This window comes from Nonlabens dokdonensis DSW-6, from assembly GCF_000332115.1.
Classification (GTDB): domain Bacteria; phylum Bacteroidota; class Bacteroidia; order Flavobacteriales; family Flavobacteriaceae; genus Nonlabens; species Nonlabens dokdonensis.
Window position 1 is genome coordinate 1,581,511 of the sequence record NC_020156.1, and the last position, 22,733, is coordinate 1,604,243.

Consider the following 22,733-nt stretch of genomic DNA (forward strand, 5'->3'; position numbering starts at 1 on the left):
TTTAAGCATCAACCAAAACTAGATTAATGAACGTAGATTTAAAAGGATATTTAAAGCAAATAAAATCTCTAAAACGAGGCTTTAATAAGGGTTTAGGTAAAGCGCCACATAAGCCTATTCTTTTACTATCTATAATTAGAATGATAGAACAGAATAAACTTTTAAGTAACAGAATTGAAATCACAAGCGATTTAATTCTGATTTTTAAGGAATACTTTAAAACTTTAGTTTTTACAGGTCATGTCGATAATTTTTCACTTCCTTTTTTTCATATGAAAAGCGAGCCTTTTTATCGTTTAATCCCTAACGGAGGCATGAGTCATAGATTAGGCAAAGAAAAAAGTATAAAGAGTATTAATAAACTTTCAGAGCTAATTGCTTTCGCAGAGATAGATAAAACTCTTTTCCAGCTTTTACAGCGACCTGAGGAAAGATCTTTAATTTACAATGTTATTTTTGAAGAGTATTTCACACAATTCAGTAATGATACTTATATCTACACAGATGTATCTGAAACTAAAATACAAGATGAAATTCTGAAAGAGTCAAAAGTTACATACCTTTCTAAATTGGAAAGATTAAGATCTAGCATCGATAACGATTCTTATGAGGAAGAGGTTTTTCTTAGAGGTGGAGTTTTTAAGAAAACCGTTCCAAGGATTTATGAATATACATGCTGTGTAACAGGCTTTAAAATTTCTACTCATTATAATATTCAAATGGTCGATGCGTGCCATATTATACCATTTAGTGTTTGTCAGGATGATACCATACAAAATGGAATTTCATTAAGCCCTAATATTCATAGGACTTTTGATAGAGGCTTGATAACTATTAACAATGATTATTTAGTACGAGTATCTCCTACTATTGATGCTAGTTCTACAACTAAAAGTATAATTGAACTCGATGGAAAACCTATCAAATTGCCCTCAAATAAAAATCATTACCCTTCTTTAGAAGCAATAGAATGGCATAGGAAAGAAGTTTTTTTGTTTTAGCTAAAAACGTGGATACCTCTTCCAAACGAATAAACTAAATGATATTGAAGACCAAAAAAAAGACCTTAGCGTTTACTAAGGTCTTGTTGTGGGCCCACCTGGGCTTACCGTGTCAAGCACGACACGGGCTTCTCGCCCAGTTGGGGCAATATTATCGATAACTTAAATTTAATCCATAAAAAAAGCTCCAACGTAATGTTGAAGCTTTTGTGGGCCCACCTGGGCTCGAACCAGGGACTTTCTGATTATGAGTCAGATACTCTAACCAGCTGAGTTATAGGCCCAATAAGATTATAGCTGGTAAAATCTTATCTAAAAAGTCTGCAAATTTAAACTATAAATGCGTACTCGCAAATTATTCTTCAATTTCTTGACATAATTCTACTAATACGCCATTTGTTCCTTTAGGATGTACAAAGGCTACCCATTTATTATCGGCACCGCGTTTGGGTTCTTTATTCAGGATTTGAAAACCTTCTTTTTCCAGTCTAACAAGTTCTGCTTTAATATCCTCTACTGCAAAAGCTACATGGTGAATTCCTTCGCCTCGTTTTGCTACATACTTTGCAATGGCGCTGTCATCGCTGGTAGCAGCAAGTAATTCTATTTTATTTTCTCCTGTCATGAAAAAACTCGTTTCTACCGCTTCACTTTCTACCGCCTCACTTTTATAGGGTTGACGACCCAATAATTTGGTGTAAACCTCGTTTGCTTGTTCCAGGTTTTTAACTGCAATTCCTAAATGTTCAATTTTACCAAACATATTCTTGATTTTTTAACGTGAAGATAGAGACAAGAGTTAAGAAACAAGAGTCAAGAAGTCTTTTTTTGAGATGAAAACCCACAAACTGAAAATTTTATAATCGTTTGTACCGGATTTGATAAAAATGAAATTAAAGGACTATTAATAAGGAACAACTTACCTTTGCACTATGGAAGAAAGTAATAGACAGAAAAAAATCGCTGGTGTCTTACAAGAAGATCTATCAGCTGTCATTCAGGATGTAATGAGAAAGAATGCCGTAAGCAACCTTATCGTATCGGTTACTAAGGTGACTGTTACTCCGGATTTAGGTTACGCAAAAGTGTACCTGTCTGTTTTCCCGGCAGATAAGGCAGCTACTGTTGTTCAAGAGATTGTTGAGATGGGACACGAGATACGTTATGAAGTAGCTTCACGAGTACGTCACCAGTTCCGTCGCATGCCTGAGCTCCAATTTTTCAACGATGATTCTTTAGAGTACATGGATCAAATCGATCAAGAATTAAAAGGGAAAAATAACCCTATTGAAAATCCAGATATTCTCCCACGACGCAAAAAGTCTTAGTGAATTTTTCTTTTTACATAGCGCGACGTTACCTCGTTTCTAAAAACGGAAAAAACGCCATTAATATCATAAATATCCTCAGTTTTATCATTACAGTGGTAGGAACTGCAGCGCTTTTTATTGTTCTTTCTGGCTTTTCAGGATTGAAAGATTTTAGCACCGAGTTTTCCAACTATTTTGATCCAGATCTTAAAGTATTACCTGTAAACGGTAAGACAGTAGAGATACCGCTTTCGCGAAAGCGAGAGCTAGAAAATATATCTGGAATAGCGTTAGTTTGTGCTGTAATAGAAGAAAAGGCCTTCCTGAATTATGAGGAAAAAAATGACATCGCTTTTATCAAAGGTGTTCCAGAAGGTTATGTGAATATGATAAGTACAGATTCCATTCTTTACTATGGTAGCTGGCTTTCTAAAAGTGATGCGCAAGTTGTTGCGGGCTATTCTCTAGCAGCACGATTATCACTTACAGTTAATGATTACGGGAATTATATGCAAATAATGGTTCCTAAACCAGGAGCTAATGCGATTAATAAACTCAATCTCAACAGTTCGTTTTCAAGATTAGACGCTATTCCTGTAGGTACTTTTAGCGTTAATGAAGCGCTAGATAGCAAGTATATTTTTACGAGATTAAGTGCTGCTCGCAAGCTGCTTAATTTGAGCGACTCGACGGCAAGTGCAGTAGAGGTAAAGCTTAAAGATGGAGCAAGCCAGAAAGAAGTAAGAGCCGCAATTCATGAGGTGTTTGATGAGCCTGTGAAAATCAAAGATAAATTCCAGATGAATGATGCGTTGTATAAAATGCTTAATTCAGAAAATCTGGTGGTGTATTTGATTTTTACTTTAGTATTGATCATTGCATTATTTAATGTGGTAGGATCGATCATTATGATGATTCTAGACAAAAAGAAAAACATGAAAACCCTCTTGGATCTAGGCGCTCCAGTAGAATCTTTGCGCAAAATATTCTTTATTCAAGGAAGCTTGATGACTCTTTCTGGTGGTGTCATAGGTCTTGTTATAGGCGTAGTATTTGTTGCTTTACAAGTGCAGTACGATTTAATTTATATCGCACCAGGAATTCCATACCCTTTTGCAATGGAACTAGTAAACGTATTTATTTCTCTAGCTACGATCGCCGTTTTGGGAGTTATAGCAAGTTATATAGGTTCTCGTAGAATTAACGACAGGTTGCTTTCTCAAGCAAAACTATGATCGCCAAATTTTTGAAGTACATCATCAAAAGCAGCAAAAACACCAGCACTGTCATCACTAGTTACCATTTTCATACGGTGTTCTTTAAAATTAGGGATTCCTTTGAAGTAGTTGGTGTAATGTCTGCGTGTTTCAAAAACACCTAGTTTTTCTCCTTTCCAGTCTATCGACATTTGTAAATGACGTCTGGCTACTTCAACACGTTCTTGCATGGTAGGTTTTGCTAGATGGGTTCCTGTTTCAAAAAAGTGCTTTACTTCTCTAAAAAACCAAGGATAACCTATGCTTGCGCGACCTATCATACAGCCATCAAGGCCGTATTCATCACGCATTTTCATAGCAAGCTCTGGAGTAGTCACGTCTCCATTTCCAAAAATAGGAATGTGTATCCGCGGATTATTTTTCACCTCTGCAATAGGAGCCCAGTTGGCATTTCCTTTATACATCTGTGCTCGTGTACGTCCATGAATAGAAAGTGCTTTGATACCTACATCTTGTAAACGCTCTGCTACTTCCATGATCTTAATAGAATCGTCATCCCAGCCTAAACGTGTTTTTACGGTAATAGGTAAAGAAGTATGTTTTACCATAGCCTCTGTAAGCGATACCATAAGATCGATGTCTTTAAGTATTCCTGCGCCTGCGCCACGAGAAACTACTTTTTTTACAGGACAACCAAAGTTGATGTCTATAATATCAGGCTTAGTACGCTCTACAATTTCAACAGATTGCAGCATGGAGTCTAAGTTGGCTCCAAAGATTTGAATTCCTACAGGACGTTCAGTTTCATAGATATCAAGCTTCATGGTACTTTTTGCAGCATCACGTATCAGCCCTTCACTAGAAATAAATTCGGTAAAAACAACATCGGCGCCATTTTCTTTACATAAGGTACGGAAAGGTGGATCGCTCACATCTTCCATAGGTGCAAGTAAGAGTGGGAAATCTGGTAATTCTATGTCGCCTATTTTAACCATGTTGCAAAGGTAAGATGTGTTTGTTGATCTCGCTTTCGCGAAAGCGGAATTATTTCAAAACTACTCTATTAATTTTAACTTTTTTTGAAGGCTAGTTTTTCTGAACGGCCTTTTTTAAAGATATTATTGCTGTTGTAATGTCCAGCACGTAGAGCCTTTTGTTCTTCATAAGGAAGCTGGATGATGTCGTTGCATTCTTCACTGCAACAGTTTTCTAGTTTTTCTTTGCATGAATCACATTGAATAAAAAGTAAATGACAAGCGTCGTTAGCACAATTAGTATGCGTGTCGCAAGGCTCACCACATTGATGACAATTTGCAATCACTTCTTCTCCTATCTTTTCTGAAAGCCTGTGGTCAAAAACAAAATTTTTACCCTTAAACTTATTTTCTAAGCCTTGCTCAGTAACTTGTCTATGGTATTCTATAATACCACCTTCTAGTTGGTAGACGTTCTCAAAGCCTTTATGCTTGTAATAGGCACTTGCTTTTTCACAACGTATACCACCAGTACAATACATGACCAGTTTTTTGTCTTGTTTATTGTCTTTCAGTTTATCCTCTATATAATCTAGGCTATCTCTAAAGGTATCGACATCTGGTGTCCAGGCATTTTTAAAATGACCTATTTCTGACTCGTAATGATTACGCATGTCCACAAGAACAGTGTCTGGATCTTCTATAAGATCGTTAAAAGAAGTTGCATTCACATGAATTCCCTTGTTAGTAACATCAAAAGTGGCGTCTTCTAGTCCATCAGCAACGATTTTGTTGCGTACTTTGATTTTAAGCTTTAAAAAACTTTCATTATCATGTTCACGTGCGATGTTAAGACGTACGTTTTCTAAGAAATTGATATGATCTAGGAAGTGTTTAAATTCTTCAAAACGATCAGCAGGAATAGAAAGCTGCGCGTTGATTCCTTCATGAGCTACATAAATTCTACCTAACACATCCATGGGATGCCAGTGTAAGAATAAATGATCTCTTAATAATTGAGGGTTTCCGATGTTATGATACTGATAGAAAGAAATAGTAAGGCGCTCTTTTCCAGCCTCACGTATTAAAACACGTCTTTCTTCAGCACTTAATTTGTTATACAGTTGCATGCTATAAACAGTTTATGTGTTGAATATTCTGCAAAGATAGGAAGAATTACCAAATGATAACTCTTTGTTTTTAATCGTTTTAAGATGTGTGTTTAACAATTAGTTATCATAATATTAAGATAATATTTTAATTATGCGTATTTTTTGCGCTGCAAATAATTAAATAATTGAGAATCTAAATAATAATCTTATGAAATTAAAATTACTTTTATTGAGTCTTTTATACACTTTTACGTGTTTAATAACTACTGCTCAACCTCCTAACGACACTTTTGCTGGAGCTATTCCGATTGTGATACCTACTCAAGGAGCAGCTTCACCGCAATTCACATTACCTTTTTCATCAGATGGGACCACTGATAGTGGACTAGATAATGCTGGTTGTTCTAACTCTGGTAATGATCAGTTTTTTACTTGGACGGCTACTAGTCTTTCTTTAACATTTAATTCATTGTCACCAGGTAATCCAGGTGTTGCAGTTTATGATGGATCCATGACATTAATTTCATGTACTGATACATTTGTGTCTGGTCAAACAGTTTCAGGATGGGCGCTTAATGATAATGTAGTAATTAAGATATTTGATTTTCAAGGTTCCAATGCGGATGTTGCATTTGACCTATTCACAATTCCTTGTCCAGCTCCTGATAATCTAGATGTGACTCCATCAATTACCTCTGCCGACGTCACTTGGACTAATAATTCTACTTCTACAGAAACAATATTAGAGTATGGAATTAGTGGCTTTACCGCAGGTTCTGGAACTACTATAAACATATCTGGTGGACTTACAACAGCAACGATCCCTAGTTTAATGGCAAATACAGAATATGATTATATACTAACTCAGGATTGTTCTGCTACGGGAGATGGTACTTCCACGGAAGCAACTGGAAGTTTTACAACATTATGTAACCCAATAACCCCAGATTATCTGGCTGATATGTCTTTAAATGTTCCCGATTGTTGGGCTGAAGCAAATAGCGGTAACGCTGCTAGCGGGCCTTCGGATTTAGGCGCAGGTTTATGGAGTGCTTCAAATCATAATGGAACGCCGAGTAATAGAATCAATTTATTCTCTAATACTAGAAGCGACTGGATTATATCTCCAGTTTTTGATTTATCCACAGCTGCTCCAAGTGAACTTAATATTTATGTAGCACTAACAGAATCTTCTACAAGTGGAACAGGAGCTGATTTAGGCTCTGATGATAGAGTTAGCCTGTTGATGACTACCGACAATGGTGCGACATGGACAGAAATGCAAGCTTGGGTACAAGGTACTGTTCCAACGGACATTGGTGAATCTATAACGTATGACTTATCAAGTATTACTGGTAGTGTTCAATTTGCTTTTCTTGGTGATGAAGGAAGTGTAAACGATCTTGAAGACGTTTACTTTCACGTAAGTACATTTCAAGTTAGGGAAACACCAACTTGTCCAGATACTATAAATCTGACTTTATTAAGTTTTACTGATGTAGATGCTACTATAAATTTTGATAGTGGTAATGTTTCAAGTTTAGGAAATTACGAGTATTCGTTAACCACAGTTTCAGGAGCTACTCCAGCAGTTTCAGGTTCATGGACAGACGTTGCTGGAGCAAATCCTAACGTTACTTATACAATTTCAGGTTTGAGCCCAGAAACTGAATACTTTGTTCATGTTAGGGAGGTTTGTGCTGTTGGTAATGAAGGTCCTTGGTCTATTACTCCTGTAACTTTTACAACAGCTTGTTCTCCTATCGCAGCTCCATATTTAGAAGATTTTGAAATGTTCACAACTTCAACATCTGCATTTACATCAGGAAATTGCTGGTCAGGAACGGGAGGATCTTATTTTTGGGAAACTGCTCCTGGAACTGATACTAGTTCTACGGGAACAGGTCCTGCACCATCTATTACTACCGGAAATTATTTCTTTACAGAAGCAACATCAGGTTCAATGGGAGATACAACAGACTTAATCTCTCCATTAGTAGATTTAACAGCACTTACTGCTCCTGCACTTTCTTTCAATTACCACATGTTTGGTGAAGACATGGGAACTTTAGATGTATTAGTTAATGGAACAACAAATGTTTGGACATTAAGTGGTGAGCAACAAATGAGCGATACTGATCCTTGGAGATTAGCAGTTGTAGATTTATCTGCTTTTGCAGGTCAAACGATATCTGTTACCTTCAGAGGAACTAAAGGCGTAGACTTTGAAAGTGATATGGCCATTGATAATGTAGATTTTGGCGAGGCACCTTCTTGTTTTCCTCCTATTAATATTGCGGTTGTAGCAACAACTTTTGATGGTGCAACTATTGACTTTACAAACAGCAATGCTTCAACAAATTCAAACTTTGAATATGGTGCTCCTGGATTTACTCAAGGAACGGGAATTATTTTACCACAAACCACTAGTACTTTTACAGTAACTGGATTGATGAGCGCTACCACTTATGATTTCTATCTACAAAGTGATTGTGGAATGGGTGATGTAACAACTTGGGAAGGGCCTTTTAGCTTCACGACAGACTGTAATTCATTTACCGACTTTAATGAAAATTTTGATGGAGTATCTACACCTGATCTTCCAGTTTGCTGGACTTCTTTTGTTACTACTCCTGCAGGTACTACTGCTGCTGTAGTTCAAACAAATACAGCTGCAGATAATAGTCCATCTAATGGTGTAAGACTATATAGCGGTAGTTTAACAGGTAATATAGGTAGTGGAACTACTGATGAAGGAGAGACTGTATTGATTTCTCCACAACTTAGTAACCTTGCTGCTGGAACGCATAGAATTAAATTCTTTGCTGATGCAGGAACGGCTACGAGCACCTTAGAAGTAGGAACAATGACTGATCCAACTGATCCAGCAACATTTACCTTACTTGGTTCTTTTGCACCTACAACTACTCATGCTGAGTATATACAGAATTTTGATACCTATACAGGAACAGACGAGTACATAGCATTCAGACATATTTTTGCTGGTACTTTTGACACGATGTATTTAGATGATATTGTTTGGGAGCCAATTCCTTCATGTGTAGCTCCCACTGATCTTGCTTTAGTTTCTGCTACAGATACTCAGGTGACTATTGGATGGACTAACAATGCAGGTGCTGCTGCATCTTCAGTGATTTATGGTGCACCTGGATTTGACCCTTTAGTAGCTGGTACTACGGTAGCTGGTACGGGAGACATGGCAACTATCACAGGTCTGGCTGCTGAGACAGCTTATGATTTTTACGTAATTCAAGACTGTAGTGCTACAGGAGACGGTCAGTCAAGCACTTCTGGTCCATTAAGTATCACAACACCTTGCGCAGCAATTCCAGCACCGTATTTTGTAGATTTTGAGAATTTCTCAGCAGCAACATCTGGTTTTGTAAATGACCAATGCTGGAATGAAATAAGTTCTACCATTTATGATTGGGCAATTGATGCTTCTGGCGGGACTACCTCTAGCGATACTGGACCATCAGGTGCATTTAGTGGTTCTACTTTTATGTTTGTTGAATCAAGTAACGGAGCAGATGGAGATATTGCAACGGTACTTTCACCAGCTATAGATCTAACTGCTTTGACAGTACCATCTTTATCATTTTATTATCATATGTATGGTAGTCAAATCACTAGTCTTGAAGTAGGAGTATCAACAGATAATGGAGCAACTTTTACGAATGAATTAACCATTACTGGTCAACAACAAATGGATAGTACAGATCCTTGGTTACAATCTATAATTGATCTTAGCGCTTATGCAAATCAAACGGTGATTGTAAGCTTTACCACTACAAAAGGAACTGGAACTCTTGCTTTTGAAGGAGATGTTTCCATTGATGATGTGAACTTTGATGAGTTACCTGTATGTAATGACGTTACTGCTGTAACGATTGATTCTGTTACCTCCGATTCGGTTACGGTAAGTTGGACAGAAAATAGTATTCCAGCATCTACAGCTTGGGAAGTAATTGCAGTGCCAGCAGGTGATCCTGCTCCAGCGGTAGGAACAAGTAACGCAACTACCAACCCTTTTACAATTTCTTCTTTGATGGGTATTACCTCTTATGATGTTTATGTAAGAGCAGATTGTAGTACGGCATTTGTGGGGCCAGTTGCAGCTACGACTGATTGTCCTGTTTTTGTTCCGGATACTTTTGAGGCATTTACCACCTTTGTTCCAGATTGTTGGGATGTTGCAGATGGTGGAGATCTCACTACGGGACCTACTAATCTTGGAACATCACAATGGTTTGCAGAAGAATTTGCACATGTAGGTTCAGGTAATGGAGCTGTAAATATTAATTTATATCGAGCAGTAGTATCTGACTGGATATTATCTCCTATATATGACCTTTCTGCAGGTGGCTATGAGTTGAATTTAGACGTTGCATTGACAGATTTTAACAGCACAGCTGCTGGTGTAATGGGATCTGATGATTTAGTTGCTTTAGCCTATACTACAGATGGTACAACTTGGACCGCATTGCAAACATGGGATCTTAACAATCAACCAGCAACAGCAGGTGAGACGTATAACGACGCTCTAACAGGTATAAATAGCACAACTGTTCAATTCGGTATTTATGCAACTGACGGTGCGGTTGACGATGTTGGTATCGATTATGATTTCCATATCGATAATTTTCAAGTGAGAACTCCACCTACTTGTCCAGATACTTCTAACCTAACTTTAGTTAGCAATACAGATGTAACAGCTACCATAAATTTTGATAGTGGTAACGCAACAAGTAATGGAGACTATGAATATTCTTTAACAACTGTTGCAGGTGCTGCACCAGCTGTAACGGGAGCATGGTCTGATGTAGCAGGTGCAACACCGAATGTAACTTATACGATTATGGGTCTTACTGCCGAAACAGAATATTTTGTGCATGTAAGAGAAGTCTGTGCTGTAGGTGATGAAAGTGCTTGGACTTTTGTACCAATTAATTTCACAACAGCTTGCGCACCAGTAGCTGCTCCATATACCGAAGACTTTGAAATGTTCACAACAGCTACTTCTGCATTTGCATCAGAGAACTGTTGGTCAGGAACTGGCGGAGCATACTTCTGGGAAGCAGCTCCTGGAACAGATACAGGATCAGGTGGTACTGGACCAAACCCTTCTATAACAACAGGAAATTATTTTTACACAGAGGCATCAAGTGGTGTTACAGGCGATACAACTGACCTTGTATCTCCATTAGTTGACTTAACAGCATTAACAGCTCCAGCATTATCATTCAATTACCACATGTTTGGTGCTGAGATAGGAACTCTAGATGTTCTAGTTAACGGTAGCGTAAATGTTTGGACATTAAGCGGTCAGCAACAAGCTGCTGATACAGATCCTTTTGAACTTGCTGTAGTTGATTTAGCAGCTTACGCTGGTCAGACCATATCAATTACATTTAGAGCCACAAGCGCAGGAATATTTGAAGGAGATATAGCTATCGATAATGTAAGCTTTGACGAGGCTCCTGCTTGTGTAAATGTAAATGGTGTTACTGTTGATTCGGTTACATCTGACTCTGCAACAATAAGCTGGTTAGAAAATAATATTCCACCAGGAACAGCTTGGGAAGTAGTGACAGTGCCAGCAGGAGATCCTGCACCAGCCGTAGGAACAAGTAATGCTACAACAAATCCATTCACCATTCCTGCACTTATGGCAAATACTTCTTATGATGTTTATGTAAGAGCAGATTGTAGTACTAGTTTTGCTGCACCAGTTAATTTCACAACGCTTTGTAATACGTTTACAGCGCCTTACACTGAAGATTTTGAAAACGCAGGAGCAACTCCTGATTGTTGGACTCTTGGTGGTGATGAAGACTGGTTGTTCAATTTATCAGGACCTAATCAAGTAGGTAATGGAGGAACTTTATCTGGCGCAACCGCTTCTGGTGGTTATTATGCCGTAGTAGATGACTCTACACCTGATGCTAGTAATGCTCAAATGGATTCTCCATTTGTAGATATCTCTACATTAGCATCTCCAGAATTAAGTTTTTATTTAATCAGTGATAATACAAGCGATACACGTCCTGTTCCTGTTAACGCAACTCTTACGGTAAGTGTTTGGGATGGTGCTGCATGGAATGTAGCAGGTACTTATAATACGGATACAGTAGGTTGGGAATTAAGAACAATAGATCTTAGTGCCTTCACTTTTACTGGACCAGCCCAAGCCCGTTTTTCTGTTGCAGACTCTGGATCGTTCTATGATGATATCGCAATTGATGACGTTACTTTTGATGAGGCACTTACTTGTATCAATGTGTCAGCTATAACAGTAGATTCTACGACAGCAGACTCTATTACGGTAAGTTGGACAGAAAATAATGTGCCAGCAGCAACTGCTTGGGAAGTAGTAGCAGTGCCAGCGGGAGATCCTGCACCAGCTGTAGGAACAAGTAATGCGACAACAAATCCATTTACTATTCCTGCACTCATGGCAAACACTTCTTATGATATTTATGTAAGAACAGATTGTAGTACGACATTTGCAGCAGCGATAACTGTTACTACAGATTGTACAGTAAACTCGGTTTACCCTTATGTAACTGATTTCACTAACAACGTACCTAATGCATGTTGGGACGAGGCTGGATCTGGAGAGATTACCGATGGTCCTATGACAGTAGGTGCTTCTGAATGGAGAGCAAATAGATCTTATGAAGACTTTGCAGGAAATGTAACTCCTAGTAACGCGATGAACTTATATCGTAACTCAGATCGTGAGTGGTTGCTTTCTGAGCAATATGATATGACAGGTACATCAAATGATGTTCTTTCTATTGAAGTTGCTGTTACAGATTGGACTAATACTGGTGCATCTGATGCTACTGATACGGACACTATGGGGTCAGACGATCAAGTAGATTTATTAATTACTACAGATGGTGGTACCACATGGACTTCTTTAATGACCTGGAATGCAGCAAATCAACCTGCTGTAGATGGAACTAGAGAAGACATCGATTTAAGTGCCTATACAGGTACGGTTCAATTTGCATTCTTTGCTACCGATGGAACCGTAGATGATACAGAAGACTATGACTTCCATGTAGGAATGTTTATCATAGATGGTACCGCAGGTAATAATGATGTATTTGAAAACTCTTTAAGCTTATATCCAAATCCTGTAAATGGTGATACTGTTACTATTAGTATGAGTAATACAAATAACGCAAGTGTTCAAATAGCAATATTTAATACTTTAGGTCAACAAGTATTGACGAGATCTTATCCTCAAGCAACAAATGAAATACGTATTGATAATCTATCTAGATTATCAAAAGGTATGTACCTCATTAAAGTTACCGATGGAAAACAAGAGTCCACCCTTAAATTTATTAAGGAATAAGTAGACCAATCATTTAATTAAAAAGGGGAATCTTTTCAAAGATTCCCCTTTTTTTATGCTGTAAAATATGGGATTATTGTGATGGTAAGAGTTCTTTTAATTTTAAACCCACAAATACTATATTATAAGTCATACTTATACCGCTTTCGCGAAAGCAAAATCTCAACATCCATTCTCAAATATTTCATACTTTAGGGTAAAATCAAGCTTTTCAAAGACATATTCCTATAAGCTTCTATTCCTTCCTGAACTCTCTTGAGTAAAAAGTATACGGTTCAATAAATGAGATACTTGTGATTTAAATTGATTTGAACACAGCGATTAAACGATAAAAACAACCTTTTTAACAATTAATTATGTTTTTTTCTTAACAAGGTCTGAATTTGTTTTAAATTGTTCAACTACAATATTTTAAACAACCGACTTATGAAAATTAAATTACTTTTAATGTTTTTGATTACAGGAGCTTTCCTGTTCCAATCAAATGCACAGACTTTAAATCAGTCCGCAAACTGGGCTGATTCGAATTGGTCATTATCAGGTACGTATACTGCAAGTGGACTACTATCTGACCCTACAGACACAGGAACAACCTTTACTTTTGATGATGATGCCGCCGGTAGCACTTCTTTTGACGATCTTCAACTAACCTCGCCCGTAATTGATCTTACCGCTGCAAATACTGCCGGAGAGACTTGGATTACTATTAGTGGTGACTACACCTTTAGATCTTTAGGAGAAATTTTAATTATGGAAATTTATGATGCAGATGCAATGACGTGGTCTACTTTACAAACATTTGCAGGTAATTCTTCTAATTTTGATTATCAAACTTGTACTGGCTCCACCGCATACATTACTCCTATTATCAATATTTCTGGGTATACTTCTACCCAGTTATCAGGATTTCAATACCGTATTTCTTATGATGATACGGACGATTGGATGTATGGATTTTGTTTTACCTCACCTACAATAACATCTGCTGCGCCACCTTCTTGTGCAGATCCTTCTAGTCTAACTGTTTCTAACCTTACAAGTACAACTGCTGATTTAGGTTGGACAGAACTGGGAACCGCGACTGCATGGGATGTAGAAATAGTTGATGTTACAGGTGGAGGAATGGCAACCGGTACACCGACTGCTTCGGGAGTTGCAAATCCTTATGGAGCTACTGGGCTTATGTCAAGTAATAACTACGAGTTCTATGTAAGAGCAAATTGTGGTGTGGATGGAACATCTGATTGGGTAGGACCTTTTGCATTCACAACAGCACCAGACTGCGGAGATACCGTTACAGGGTTGTGTTATTCTCAAACTAGTACCATTGAAGTGCTTGCGAGTTTTTCTGCTACATCTGGCGATTGGGCAGAGATTGTTTTCAACTCTGGAGGAATAGAATCTTGTTGTGATGAATTGATCGTTTATGACGGTTTAAACGGTACTGGAAATATTATTTATGGAGCATTATCAGGTGGTACTGCATCTAGCGATATTTCAACCCTAGCAGCAGTAGTCAGTACAACAGGTCAAATATCTTTAGCGATTAATTCAGATGGGTCAGTGACATGCGCTAGTTCTTCAACTATAGATCCTATTAGCGTTACTTTTAATTGTGTAACTCCACCTTCTTGTCTAGCTCCTTCTTCTCTAACAGCAATCAATATAACTGCTTTTACAGCAGATTTAGGTTGGATAGAAAATGGTACAGCAACTGCTTGGAATGTAGAAGTAGTAGATGTTACTGCTGGTGGAATGGTTACCGGTACGGCAACTGCAAGTGGGATAATGAATCCTTATACTGCAACTGGCTTAACATCTGATAATGATTATGAATTTTATGTACAAGCAGATTGTGGGGTTGATGGAACCTCTACATGGGCTGGTCCCTTTGCATTTAGTACAACTGTAGCTTGTCCAGCACCATCTGCCTTGACAGCAACTAGCATTACTGAAACCACTGCAAATCTAGGCTGGACAGAAAATGGTACAGCAACTACGTGGGATGTAGAAATAGTAACAAGTGGATCGACACCTACAGGTACACCAACAAGTGCTGGTGTTACCGGAAATCCTTATGGTGCAACCATGCTTACAGCAGATACTGCTTATCAATTTTATGTTAGAGCAGATTGTGGCGGAATGAATGGTGCATCTACTTGGTCTGGACCATTTAGTTTTAGAACAGCTTGTGTAGCTTTCACCGCTCCTTATACTGAAGATTTTGAAAATGCAGGAGTAATACCAAATTGTTGGAGAAATGGAGGAGATGATGATTGGTTATTTAACCTTTCAGGACCGAATAACGTTGGAGATGGAGGTACACTTTCAGGAACTACAGCTTCTGGAAATTACTATGCTGTTTTAGATGATTCCGACCCTACCGCTACTGATGGACAGTTAAATTCTCCATTTGTAGATGTCTCTGGTTTAACAGCTCCAGCTCTTTCGTTCTATTTGATAAGTGATAACACAAATGATACAAGAACTCCTAAAGTTAATGCAACTCTTACGGTTAGCGTTTGGGACGGTGCTGCTTGGAATGTGGTAGGAGTATATAATTCAGATACAGTTGGTTGGGAATTAAGAACTATTGACTTAAGTACATTAACTTTTACAGGCGCAGCACAAGCTCGTTTTTCAGTTGCTGATTCTGGAAGTTTTTACGATGATATTGCTATAGATGATGTAAGCTTCGATGAACTTCCATCGTGTTTTGCACCTAGTATTTTAACAGCAACTAATATAACTGCTTTTACAGCTGATTTAGGATGGACAGAAAATGGTACAGCAACTGCTTGGAATGTAGAAGTAGTAGATGTAACAGCTGGTGGAATGGTAACAGGAACTGCAACTGCAAGTGGGGTAATGAATCCATATACAGCAACTGGCTTAACACCAGAGAATAATTATGAATTCTATGTACAGGCAGACTGTGGTATGGATGGAACTTCGGATTGGGTAGGTCCTTTTGCGTTTACTACAGCTATTGCTTGTCCAGCACCAACGGCATTAAGCGTTTCAAATGAGACACTTACTTCTGCAGAATTAGCATGGACAGCAGGTGCATCAGAAACTCTTTGGAATATAGAACTAGTAGATGTAACTTCTGGTGGAATGGTAACAGGAACTGCAACCGCAACAGGTGTAATGAATCCTTATACTCAAACAGGTTTGGTAAGTGGAAATGATTACCAGTTTTATGTACAAGCAGATTGTGGTGGAATGAATGGAGTTTCTACTTGGTCTGGACCATTCAGTTTTTCTACACTAGTTAACTATTGTGCTGGGGACTCTTTTTCTGATCCAGGCGGTACGACAGGTAATTATAGCGATGATGAGAATGAAACCTATACCATCTGTCCAGATAATCCTGGAGATAAAGTGGTGATTAATTTCTCTGAATTTGATTTTGAAAATAATGGATCCAATTGTTATGATGGCCTTACTATTTACGATGGAGATGTTGCTACAGGGACTATAATTCCTTCTCCAGGAGGTACGACTGATGTATGGTGTTGGGATAGAACAGGATTTGGTGCTCCAGGAGGATCAGGAGACCTTTTAGGTGTTTCTATTGCTGCTACTAGTGCTTCAGGATGTATCACTATTGTTCTTACTTCTGATGGTAGCCAACAAAGAGCAGGTTTTATTGCAACGGCTTCTTGTGAATCTACAGTTTATTTATGGGATGGTACTGCATGGACTAATGCTCCAGAAGGTAGCATCACGGTTAATGATAATTTATATGTAAACTCAGGTGGAGCTGCAGCTTTAACAGCTGGAGTCTCTGCAAAAAATATTTATGTAGACGCTGGTGCTTCTTTAGACGCTAGTAATGGAGATCTTACTACTGGTGGTAACTTTGTTAATTATGGTACTGTTTCAGGAACTAACGCTGTTGTTTTAAACGGTGCAAGTGCTGATGTATCTGGTATTGGTTCTGTTGAAAACTTAACAGTAGGTGCTGCTGGCGTAGTAACCGTATCTGGTTCACAATCTGTTACAGGTACTTTAGATGTACTTTCAGGAGGATTGTTAGACGCAGCTGGTAACGTGACTATGGTTTCTAACGCTATGGGCACTGCCCGAGTAGATCAAATGGATGCAGGAGCTATTATAGGTGATGTTAATGTGCAACGTTATATTCCTGCTGGTAACAGGGCATTTAGATTTATAGGTTCAACGGTTACTGGTCCTACGGTATTTGATAGCTGGCAAGAAGCAGGATCTAATGATGCAGGTTTTGGAACTCATATTTCTGGTACAGTTGGTACAACAGGTACTGTGAATGCTACTAGTGGTCATGATGAAACAATTTCTGGTGCTGAAAGTATGTTTAGCTGGAATGAAGGGTCGCAAGCTTGGGCTGCGATTACTAACACTAGAACTGAAATTCTCAATGCAGGGTCTTTTTATAGAATACTTGTAAGAGGTGATAGAACTATAGATCTTTCTAATGACGCCTCTGTTCCTACCGCTACTACCTTGAGAGCAACAGGAGCGCTTCAGCAAACTGGTTATTCGGTAACTCCTGGGGTGGCATCAGGTGCTTTTTACACATTTGCAAATCCATATCAATCTAAAGTGACTATGGCAACAAGTGCAACAGGAACTTTTGTAGATATGTATTATTGGGACCCAACATTGGGTATGTTTGGTAATTATGTAGCGATTGATATCGCGACTGGTATAAACACAGGTGGAGTTGCTACTAATGTTCTTGACCCTGGTCAGGCAGTGTTTTTCCGTGATAATTCTGGAACTTCAAATGTTACCGTAGCGCAGTCTAATAAGGTTATGGGTAATGCAAACGCCGCTGTATTTAATGCAAATAATTCACAACAATCTTTAAGATTAAAGTTATATCAAACATCAAGATATAATACTAATTTATCTGAAAGTGACGGACTATATTTAAATTTTGACACATCGCACAGTCTTAATATAGACGGTAACGATGCTGTAAAATTAAATGGCTCAAATGCTAACATAGCTATTGAAAAGTCTACTGGAGACTTGTTAACAGTAGAAAGAAGACCTCTTCCTACAACAAACGAGACTATAAATTTGAATATATCTAACTATTTGACTGATAATTATACTATGGTTGCTACTTTAGATGTTCTTCCAGGTCTTACAGCATATTTAAAAGACAATTTCACTGGTAACTTGACACAACTAGTGCAAAATTCTATTACACCTATAAGTTTTACCGTAGATAGTAATAATACAGCTAGCATAGATGCATCACGATTTGAAATTGTTTTTGAAGTAATAGTTCTCAGTAATGATGATATCGCTTTTGGAAATGATATAAAAGTTTATCCTAATCCAGTAGACGGTGACGTGTTAAATATTTCTTTAGGAACATCAATTCAAGGAGATGTGGAGGTTACATTAGTAAATACTTTAGGGCAGCAAGTAATATCTAAAGTCTACGATGGAATTGCTAATGAACTGATTACCATGAATAATTTATCGCAATTAGAAAAAGGTTTGTATATTGCAATTATAAGTAACGGAGAAAAAACAGTTGCTAAAAAGATAATTTTAAACTAACTTTAACCTCAAAATAAGAACAAAATGAAAAAACTTAAATTTACTCTGTTAATAGGAATGCTAATGTTAGCAACAACTGCTTTCGCTCAAGGAGGTCTTGACGCTATTGCTTTTGATGATGAGCTATCTGACACTCCTTTACCTGGGATTGCAATTGCTATCATTGCAGCGATAGGAATAGGTATTGTAAAGCTAAGAGCTAAGAAATAATATATAGATTATTTTCAATATTGGGGAGTCCAGATATGGGCTCCCCTTTTTTTTGTTGCACGCTTTTGCGAAAGCGTAACCTTTGACAAGCATCTTTTACTAGTTTAAAATGAGAAATTTGTTTGAAACAAGAATAGTTTGTGATAGTTAATAAACTAAATAAATAACTATTGTTTCCATTAATCATAGATCTTATTTTTACCTAAAATTTTTACAATGGCAGACGATAAAGAAAAAGAAGCAAAATTAAAAGCCTTAAAACTTACTCTAGACAAATTAGATAAGGCGTACGGCAAAGGAACTGTCATGAAGATGGGAGATAAGCAGGTAGTGGAAGTGGATTCTATTTCTACTGGCTCTCTAGCTTTAAATGCCGCTTTGGGTGTAGGAGGTTATCCACGTGGTAGGGTTATAGAGATCTACGGTCCTGAATCTTCAGGTAAAACGACGCTTACCTTACATGCTATTGCAGAATGTCAAAAGGCTGGAGGAATTGCAGCGTTTATAGATGCAGAACACGCTTTTGATAGGTTTTATGCTGAAAAATTAGGCGTTGATCTAGATAACTTAATTATTTCTCAACCAGATAATGGGGAGCAAGCTTTAGAAATTACAGACAACTTAATAAGATCTGGAGCTATTGATATCATTGTTATTGATTCTGTGGCGGCTCTTACTCCTAAAAGTGAAATTGAAGGAGAGATGGGAGATAGTAAAATGGGTTTACACGCCCGTTTGATGTCTCAGGCGCTTAGAAAACTTACCGGTTCTATCTCTAAAACAAATTGTACAGTTATTTTTATCAACCAGTTACGTGAAAAAATTGGTGTAATGTTTGGTAATCCAGAAACTACTACCGGAGGTAATGCGCTTAAATTCTATGCATCAGTAAGACTAGATATAAGAAGGTCCACGCAAATTAAAGATAGTAGCGGCGCTGTTTTAGGTAATAAAACACGTGTTAAAGTGGTAAAGAATAAAGTAGCTCCACCTTTTAGAATGGCAGAGTTTGATATTATGTATGGTGAAGGAGTTTCTAAGTTAGGAGAAATTATCGACCTAGGTGTTAACTATGAAATAGTAAATAAGGCTGGGTCTTGGTTCTCTTATGAAGACACTAAGTTAGGTCAGGGACGAGACTCTGTAAAGACTATTCTTAAAGATAACCCAGATCTTGTTGAAGAGTTAGAAACTAAAATTATGGTGGCAATTAAATCCGTGAATGAGTAGTTCAACTCTCAAATAAGTATACTAAACCGCTATCATTTCATTGGTAGCGGTTTATTTTTTTTAAAAATGACGCAACCTTTTTATAAAAGTTGCATCTATTAAGTATAATGTTAAAAATAAATATGAAAATTAAGGTTGCGATAACAGGTTTATTAATGGTATTACTGCTTCATAGTTGTAGTCTAGATGATGGAGATGCTCCTATAATCAATTATCAAGCTTTACCAGTCATTGAAGTTGAATTGCCTCAAGCATTCACCTTTGGAGAAGTTCATGCCATACCAGTGATATTTGAATACACTAATAGTTGTCAGACGTTTGCAGGTTTTGACGTAACTTCTAATCTAAATCAAAGGGAAATTACAGTGGTAGCATCTGTCTCTGACAGTGGTTGTCAGGATGAAATCATTAGAACACAGCAAAACTTGAGGTTTTTGGCAGCAAGTAATGGGTCCTATGTCTTCAAGTTCTTTACAGGATTAGACGATAATGGTGAACCAGAATATTTGGAATATACTATACCTGTTGAAGAATGATTGAACTTTAAAATGTGGTCTATAAAGAGATTATTTCCTTATGTCAAAGAAATGATCGTAAAGCACAAAGAGAGCTGTATGAAGCTATCTCACCTAAGCTTTATGGATCCTGTTTAAGGTATGCTCCTAATGAAGCTGAAGCTCAAGATATATTACAAGATGCGTTTATAACCATTTTTAAAAAAATTGAGCAATTCAAGTTCAATGGTTCATTTGAAGGTTGGTGTAAGAGAATAACAGTGAATACTGCATTACAAAGGTATCGAGGTGCAAAGGTTTATGATCTTGTTAACGAAGATCAAATAGAAGATCTAGAATCTAGTGATGATGAAGAGTACATCGATGTAACGCTTGATGGATTATTAAATATGGTACAAGAGTTACCAGAGCGATATAGGATTGTATTCTCTATGTATGTAATGGATGGGTATAATCACAATGAAATAGCAGAAATGATGAAAATTAGTGTCGGAACTTCAAAATCAAATCTGGCAAGAGCAAGAAAGCATTTACAAAAAATGGTAAAAACATGGCGAGAATTAAATAATTCAACCGCTAGCTAAATATGAGTGACAAAAAAAACATAGACAGACTTTTTCAAGAAAAATTCAAAGATTTTGAGGTGCAGCCACCTTCAAATGTTTGGGATGCAATAGATAAAGAGCTTGATCAAAAGACCGATCGTAAGGTAGTTCCGCTGTGGTGGAAGTTTGCTGGTATCGCTGCGGTGTTAGCGATCTTATTCTCGTCTATATATTTAGGTATAGAGAATAATGAAGAGAATAAATCACAGCCATTTGTAACTGGTGATAAGGAAATTAAAGGCGATAAAAATATAAACGTTGAATCAAAGAATGACGATAATAAAAACGTAAAACAACTTCTGCCTGAAAGCAATTATAAGAGTAATAAAGAATCCCAATATGCAACTGAAGATCTAAAAACAGACAAAGACTCTTGGAGTAATTTAAATAAAAAGTCTGGCGGCAACAATAGTACAAATAGCCTTATTGAAAAAAACAATTTGATAACCTCTAGTGATAAACCTTCAGATACTAATTCTAATATTAAAAAAGAAAAGCCACTAACTAATCCAAGCTCATTGAACTCAAAATCGGATTCCCAGATAGGTATTGCTCAAACTGAGAATAATATCAATCAACCTATTAATAAGAATGAGAACAATAAGCCTGTAGGCTCCATTGAAAATTCTGCTGTTAATGGTGTAGCTGTAAGCGATAGAAACAATTCTAAAACACAACTCATTGAAGAAAAGAATAGTTCATTAAATAAAGACAAAGAACTAATAGATAATGCAGTTGTAGCAATAGATAGTACGAAGAACAGCTTACCTACTTTAGAAGAAATTGCGGCTCAAGAAATGAAGGAAGACAGTGTCAAAAACAAAGTGTTCAAAGGAAAATGGGCAGCTAGTACTCAAGTAGGACCTGTTTATTCTAATAGTATGAATGGTAGCGCTGTGAACAATGAAGTAGCAAATAATGACCGCAATGCAGGTTTTAATTTAAGTTATGGAATAGGCTTGAGTTATGAGCTATCACCTCGTTTAAGTGTACGAACTGGAATCAATCAGGTAAACATGAGTTACAGTACTCAAGATATAAATTATCAAGTAGATTTTGGTATCGCGTCCAGAGGAAATGTAGTAGCAAGTCAAATTTATAATTCTAGCGCTGTTCGTAACTCGTTGCCTTCAAATAATTTTATTGCTAACGATGCACTTCAAGCAGCATCGGTAACACAAGAGTTTACAAGTGGGCAGTTTCAAGGAATAAAAGGTGAGTTATCTCAGCAATTAGGGTACATAGAAGTTCCACTAGAATTAAAATACAGTTTATTAAACAGAAAACTCAAAATAAATGTTCTAGGAGGAATGAGCGCTCTTTTCTTAACAGATAACGTAGTATCAGTGCAAAATCCTGGAGAAAGACTAGAACTAGGAGAAGACTCTAATTTTAATGACTTCAATCAAAGCGCAAACTTTGGATTAGGTTTAGGGTACGATTTTACAAATCAATTAGGAGCTTTTATTGAACCTACATTTAAATATCAATTAAACGCATTAAGAAATAACGTCGCTGACTTTAGACCTTATACTATAGGGATTCAGAGCGGTGTGACGTATAAGTTTTAAATCGCTGACTATCATTGTACGTCAGTAAAGATTTCT

The 22,733-nt window shown here is 37.4% G+C and carries 13 protein-coding genes and 1 tRNA gene; 10 read left to right on the top strand and 4 right to left on the bottom strand.

Features of this window, described 5'->3' with window-relative positions; translation table 11 throughout:
* Window positions 1-26: 26 nt before the first annotated feature.
* Window positions 27-1,001, top strand: a complete 975-nt coding sequence (locus DDD_RS06985) for an HNH endonuclease (RefSeq protein ID WP_015362102.1) — start codon at window positions 27-29, stop codon at window positions 999-1,001.
* 210 nt (window positions 1,002-1,211) lie between these two features.
* Here DDD_RS06985 and DDD_RS06990 read toward each other — a convergent pair.
* Window positions 1,212-1,285 (bottom strand) — tRNA-Ile (locus DDD_RS06990).
* Between the two features lie 71 nt (window positions 1,286-1,356).
* A complete protein-coding gene (gene mce, locus DDD_RS06995) occupies window positions 1,357-1,764 on the bottom strand; it encodes a methylmalonyl-CoA epimerase (protein ID WP_015362103.1) in 408 nt (135 codons plus the stop codon).
* Window positions 1,765-1,933: 169 nt separating this feature from the next.
* Here mce and rbfA point away from each other — a divergent pair, with 169 nt between their 5' ends.
* Together rbfA and DDD_RS07005 are read left to right on the top strand one after the other, a co-directional pair.
* Window positions 1,934-2,329, top strand: a complete 396-nt coding sequence (gene rbfA / locus DDD_RS07000) for a 30S ribosome-binding factor RbfA (RefSeq protein WP_015362104.1) — start codon at window positions 1,934-1,936, stop codon at window positions 2,327-2,329.
* Window positions 2,329-3,546 carry an ABC transporter permease gene (locus DDD_RS07005; RefSeq protein WP_015362105.1) on the top strand — a complete coding sequence of 406 codons (1,218 nt, stop codon included), beginning with the start codon at window positions 2,329-2,331 and terminating at the stop codon, window positions 3,544-3,546. The genes rbfA and DDD_RS07005 overlap by 1 nt, the downstream gene beginning before the upstream one ends.
* On the opposite strand, the gene dusB is transcribed toward DDD_RS07005, so the two are convergent.
* Window positions 3,531-4,523 (bottom strand): tRNA dihydrouridine synthase DusB, encoded by a 993-nt coding sequence (gene dusB / locus DDD_RS07010; protein WP_015362106.1) that lies wholly within the window; start codon window positions 4,521-4,523, stop codon window positions 3,531-3,533. The genes DDD_RS07005 and dusB overlap by 16 nt on opposite strands.
* Before the next feature lie 74 nt (window positions 4,524-4,597).
* Complete coding sequence (gene trhO, locus DDD_RS07015; RefSeq protein WP_015362107.1) at window positions 4,598-5,632, bottom strand: oxygen-dependent tRNA uridine(34) hydroxylase TrhO; 1,035 nt, start codon at window positions 5,630-5,632, stop codon at window positions 4,598-4,600.
* A 190-nt stretch (window positions 5,633-5,822) separates the two neighbouring features.
* Here trhO and DDD_RS07020 point away from each other — a divergent pair, with 190 nt between their 5' ends.
* From DDD_RS07020 to DDD_RS07055, 7 genes are all read left to right on the top strand, one after another.
* A complete protein-coding gene (locus DDD_RS07020; protein WP_015362108.1) occupies window positions 5,823-13,004 on the top strand; it encodes a T9SS-dependent choice-of-anchor J family protein in 7,182 nt (2,393 codons plus the stop codon).
* Window positions 13,005-13,430: 426 nt separating this feature from the next.
* Complete coding sequence (locus DDD_RS07025; RefSeq protein ID WP_015362110.1) at window positions 13,431-18,566, top strand: fibronectin type III domain-containing protein; 5,136 nt, start codon at window positions 13,431-13,433, stop codon at window positions 18,564-18,566.
* Window positions 18,567-18,590: 24 nt separating this feature from the next.
* Window positions 18,591-18,776, top strand: a complete 186-nt coding sequence (locus DDD_RS07030) for a hypothetical protein (protein WP_015362111.1) — start codon at window positions 18,591-18,593, stop codon at window positions 18,774-18,776.
* Between the two features lie 216 nt (window positions 18,777-18,992).
* Complete coding sequence (gene recA, locus DDD_RS07040; protein WP_015362112.1) at window positions 18,993-20,006, top strand: recombinase RecA; 1,014 nt, start codon at window positions 18,993-18,995, stop codon at window positions 20,004-20,006.
* 122 nt (window positions 20,007-20,128) lie between these two features.
* Window positions 20,129-20,542 carry a hypothetical protein gene (locus DDD_RS07045; RefSeq protein ID WP_015362113.1) on the top strand — a complete coding sequence of 138 codons (414 nt, stop codon included), beginning with the start codon at window positions 20,129-20,131 and terminating at the stop codon, window positions 20,540-20,542.
* Window positions 20,543-20,556: 14 nt separating this feature from the next.
* Window positions 20,557-21,105, top strand: a complete 549-nt coding sequence (locus DDD_RS07050) for an RNA polymerase sigma factor (protein WP_015362114.1) — start codon at window positions 20,557-20,559, stop codon at window positions 21,103-21,105.
* A 2-nt stretch (window positions 21,106-21,107) separates the two neighbouring features.
* A complete protein-coding gene (locus DDD_RS07055) occupies window positions 21,108-22,697 on the top strand; it encodes an outer membrane beta-barrel protein (protein ID WP_015362115.1) in 1,590 nt (529 codons plus the stop codon).
* Window positions 22,698-22,733 lie beyond the last annotated feature (36 nt).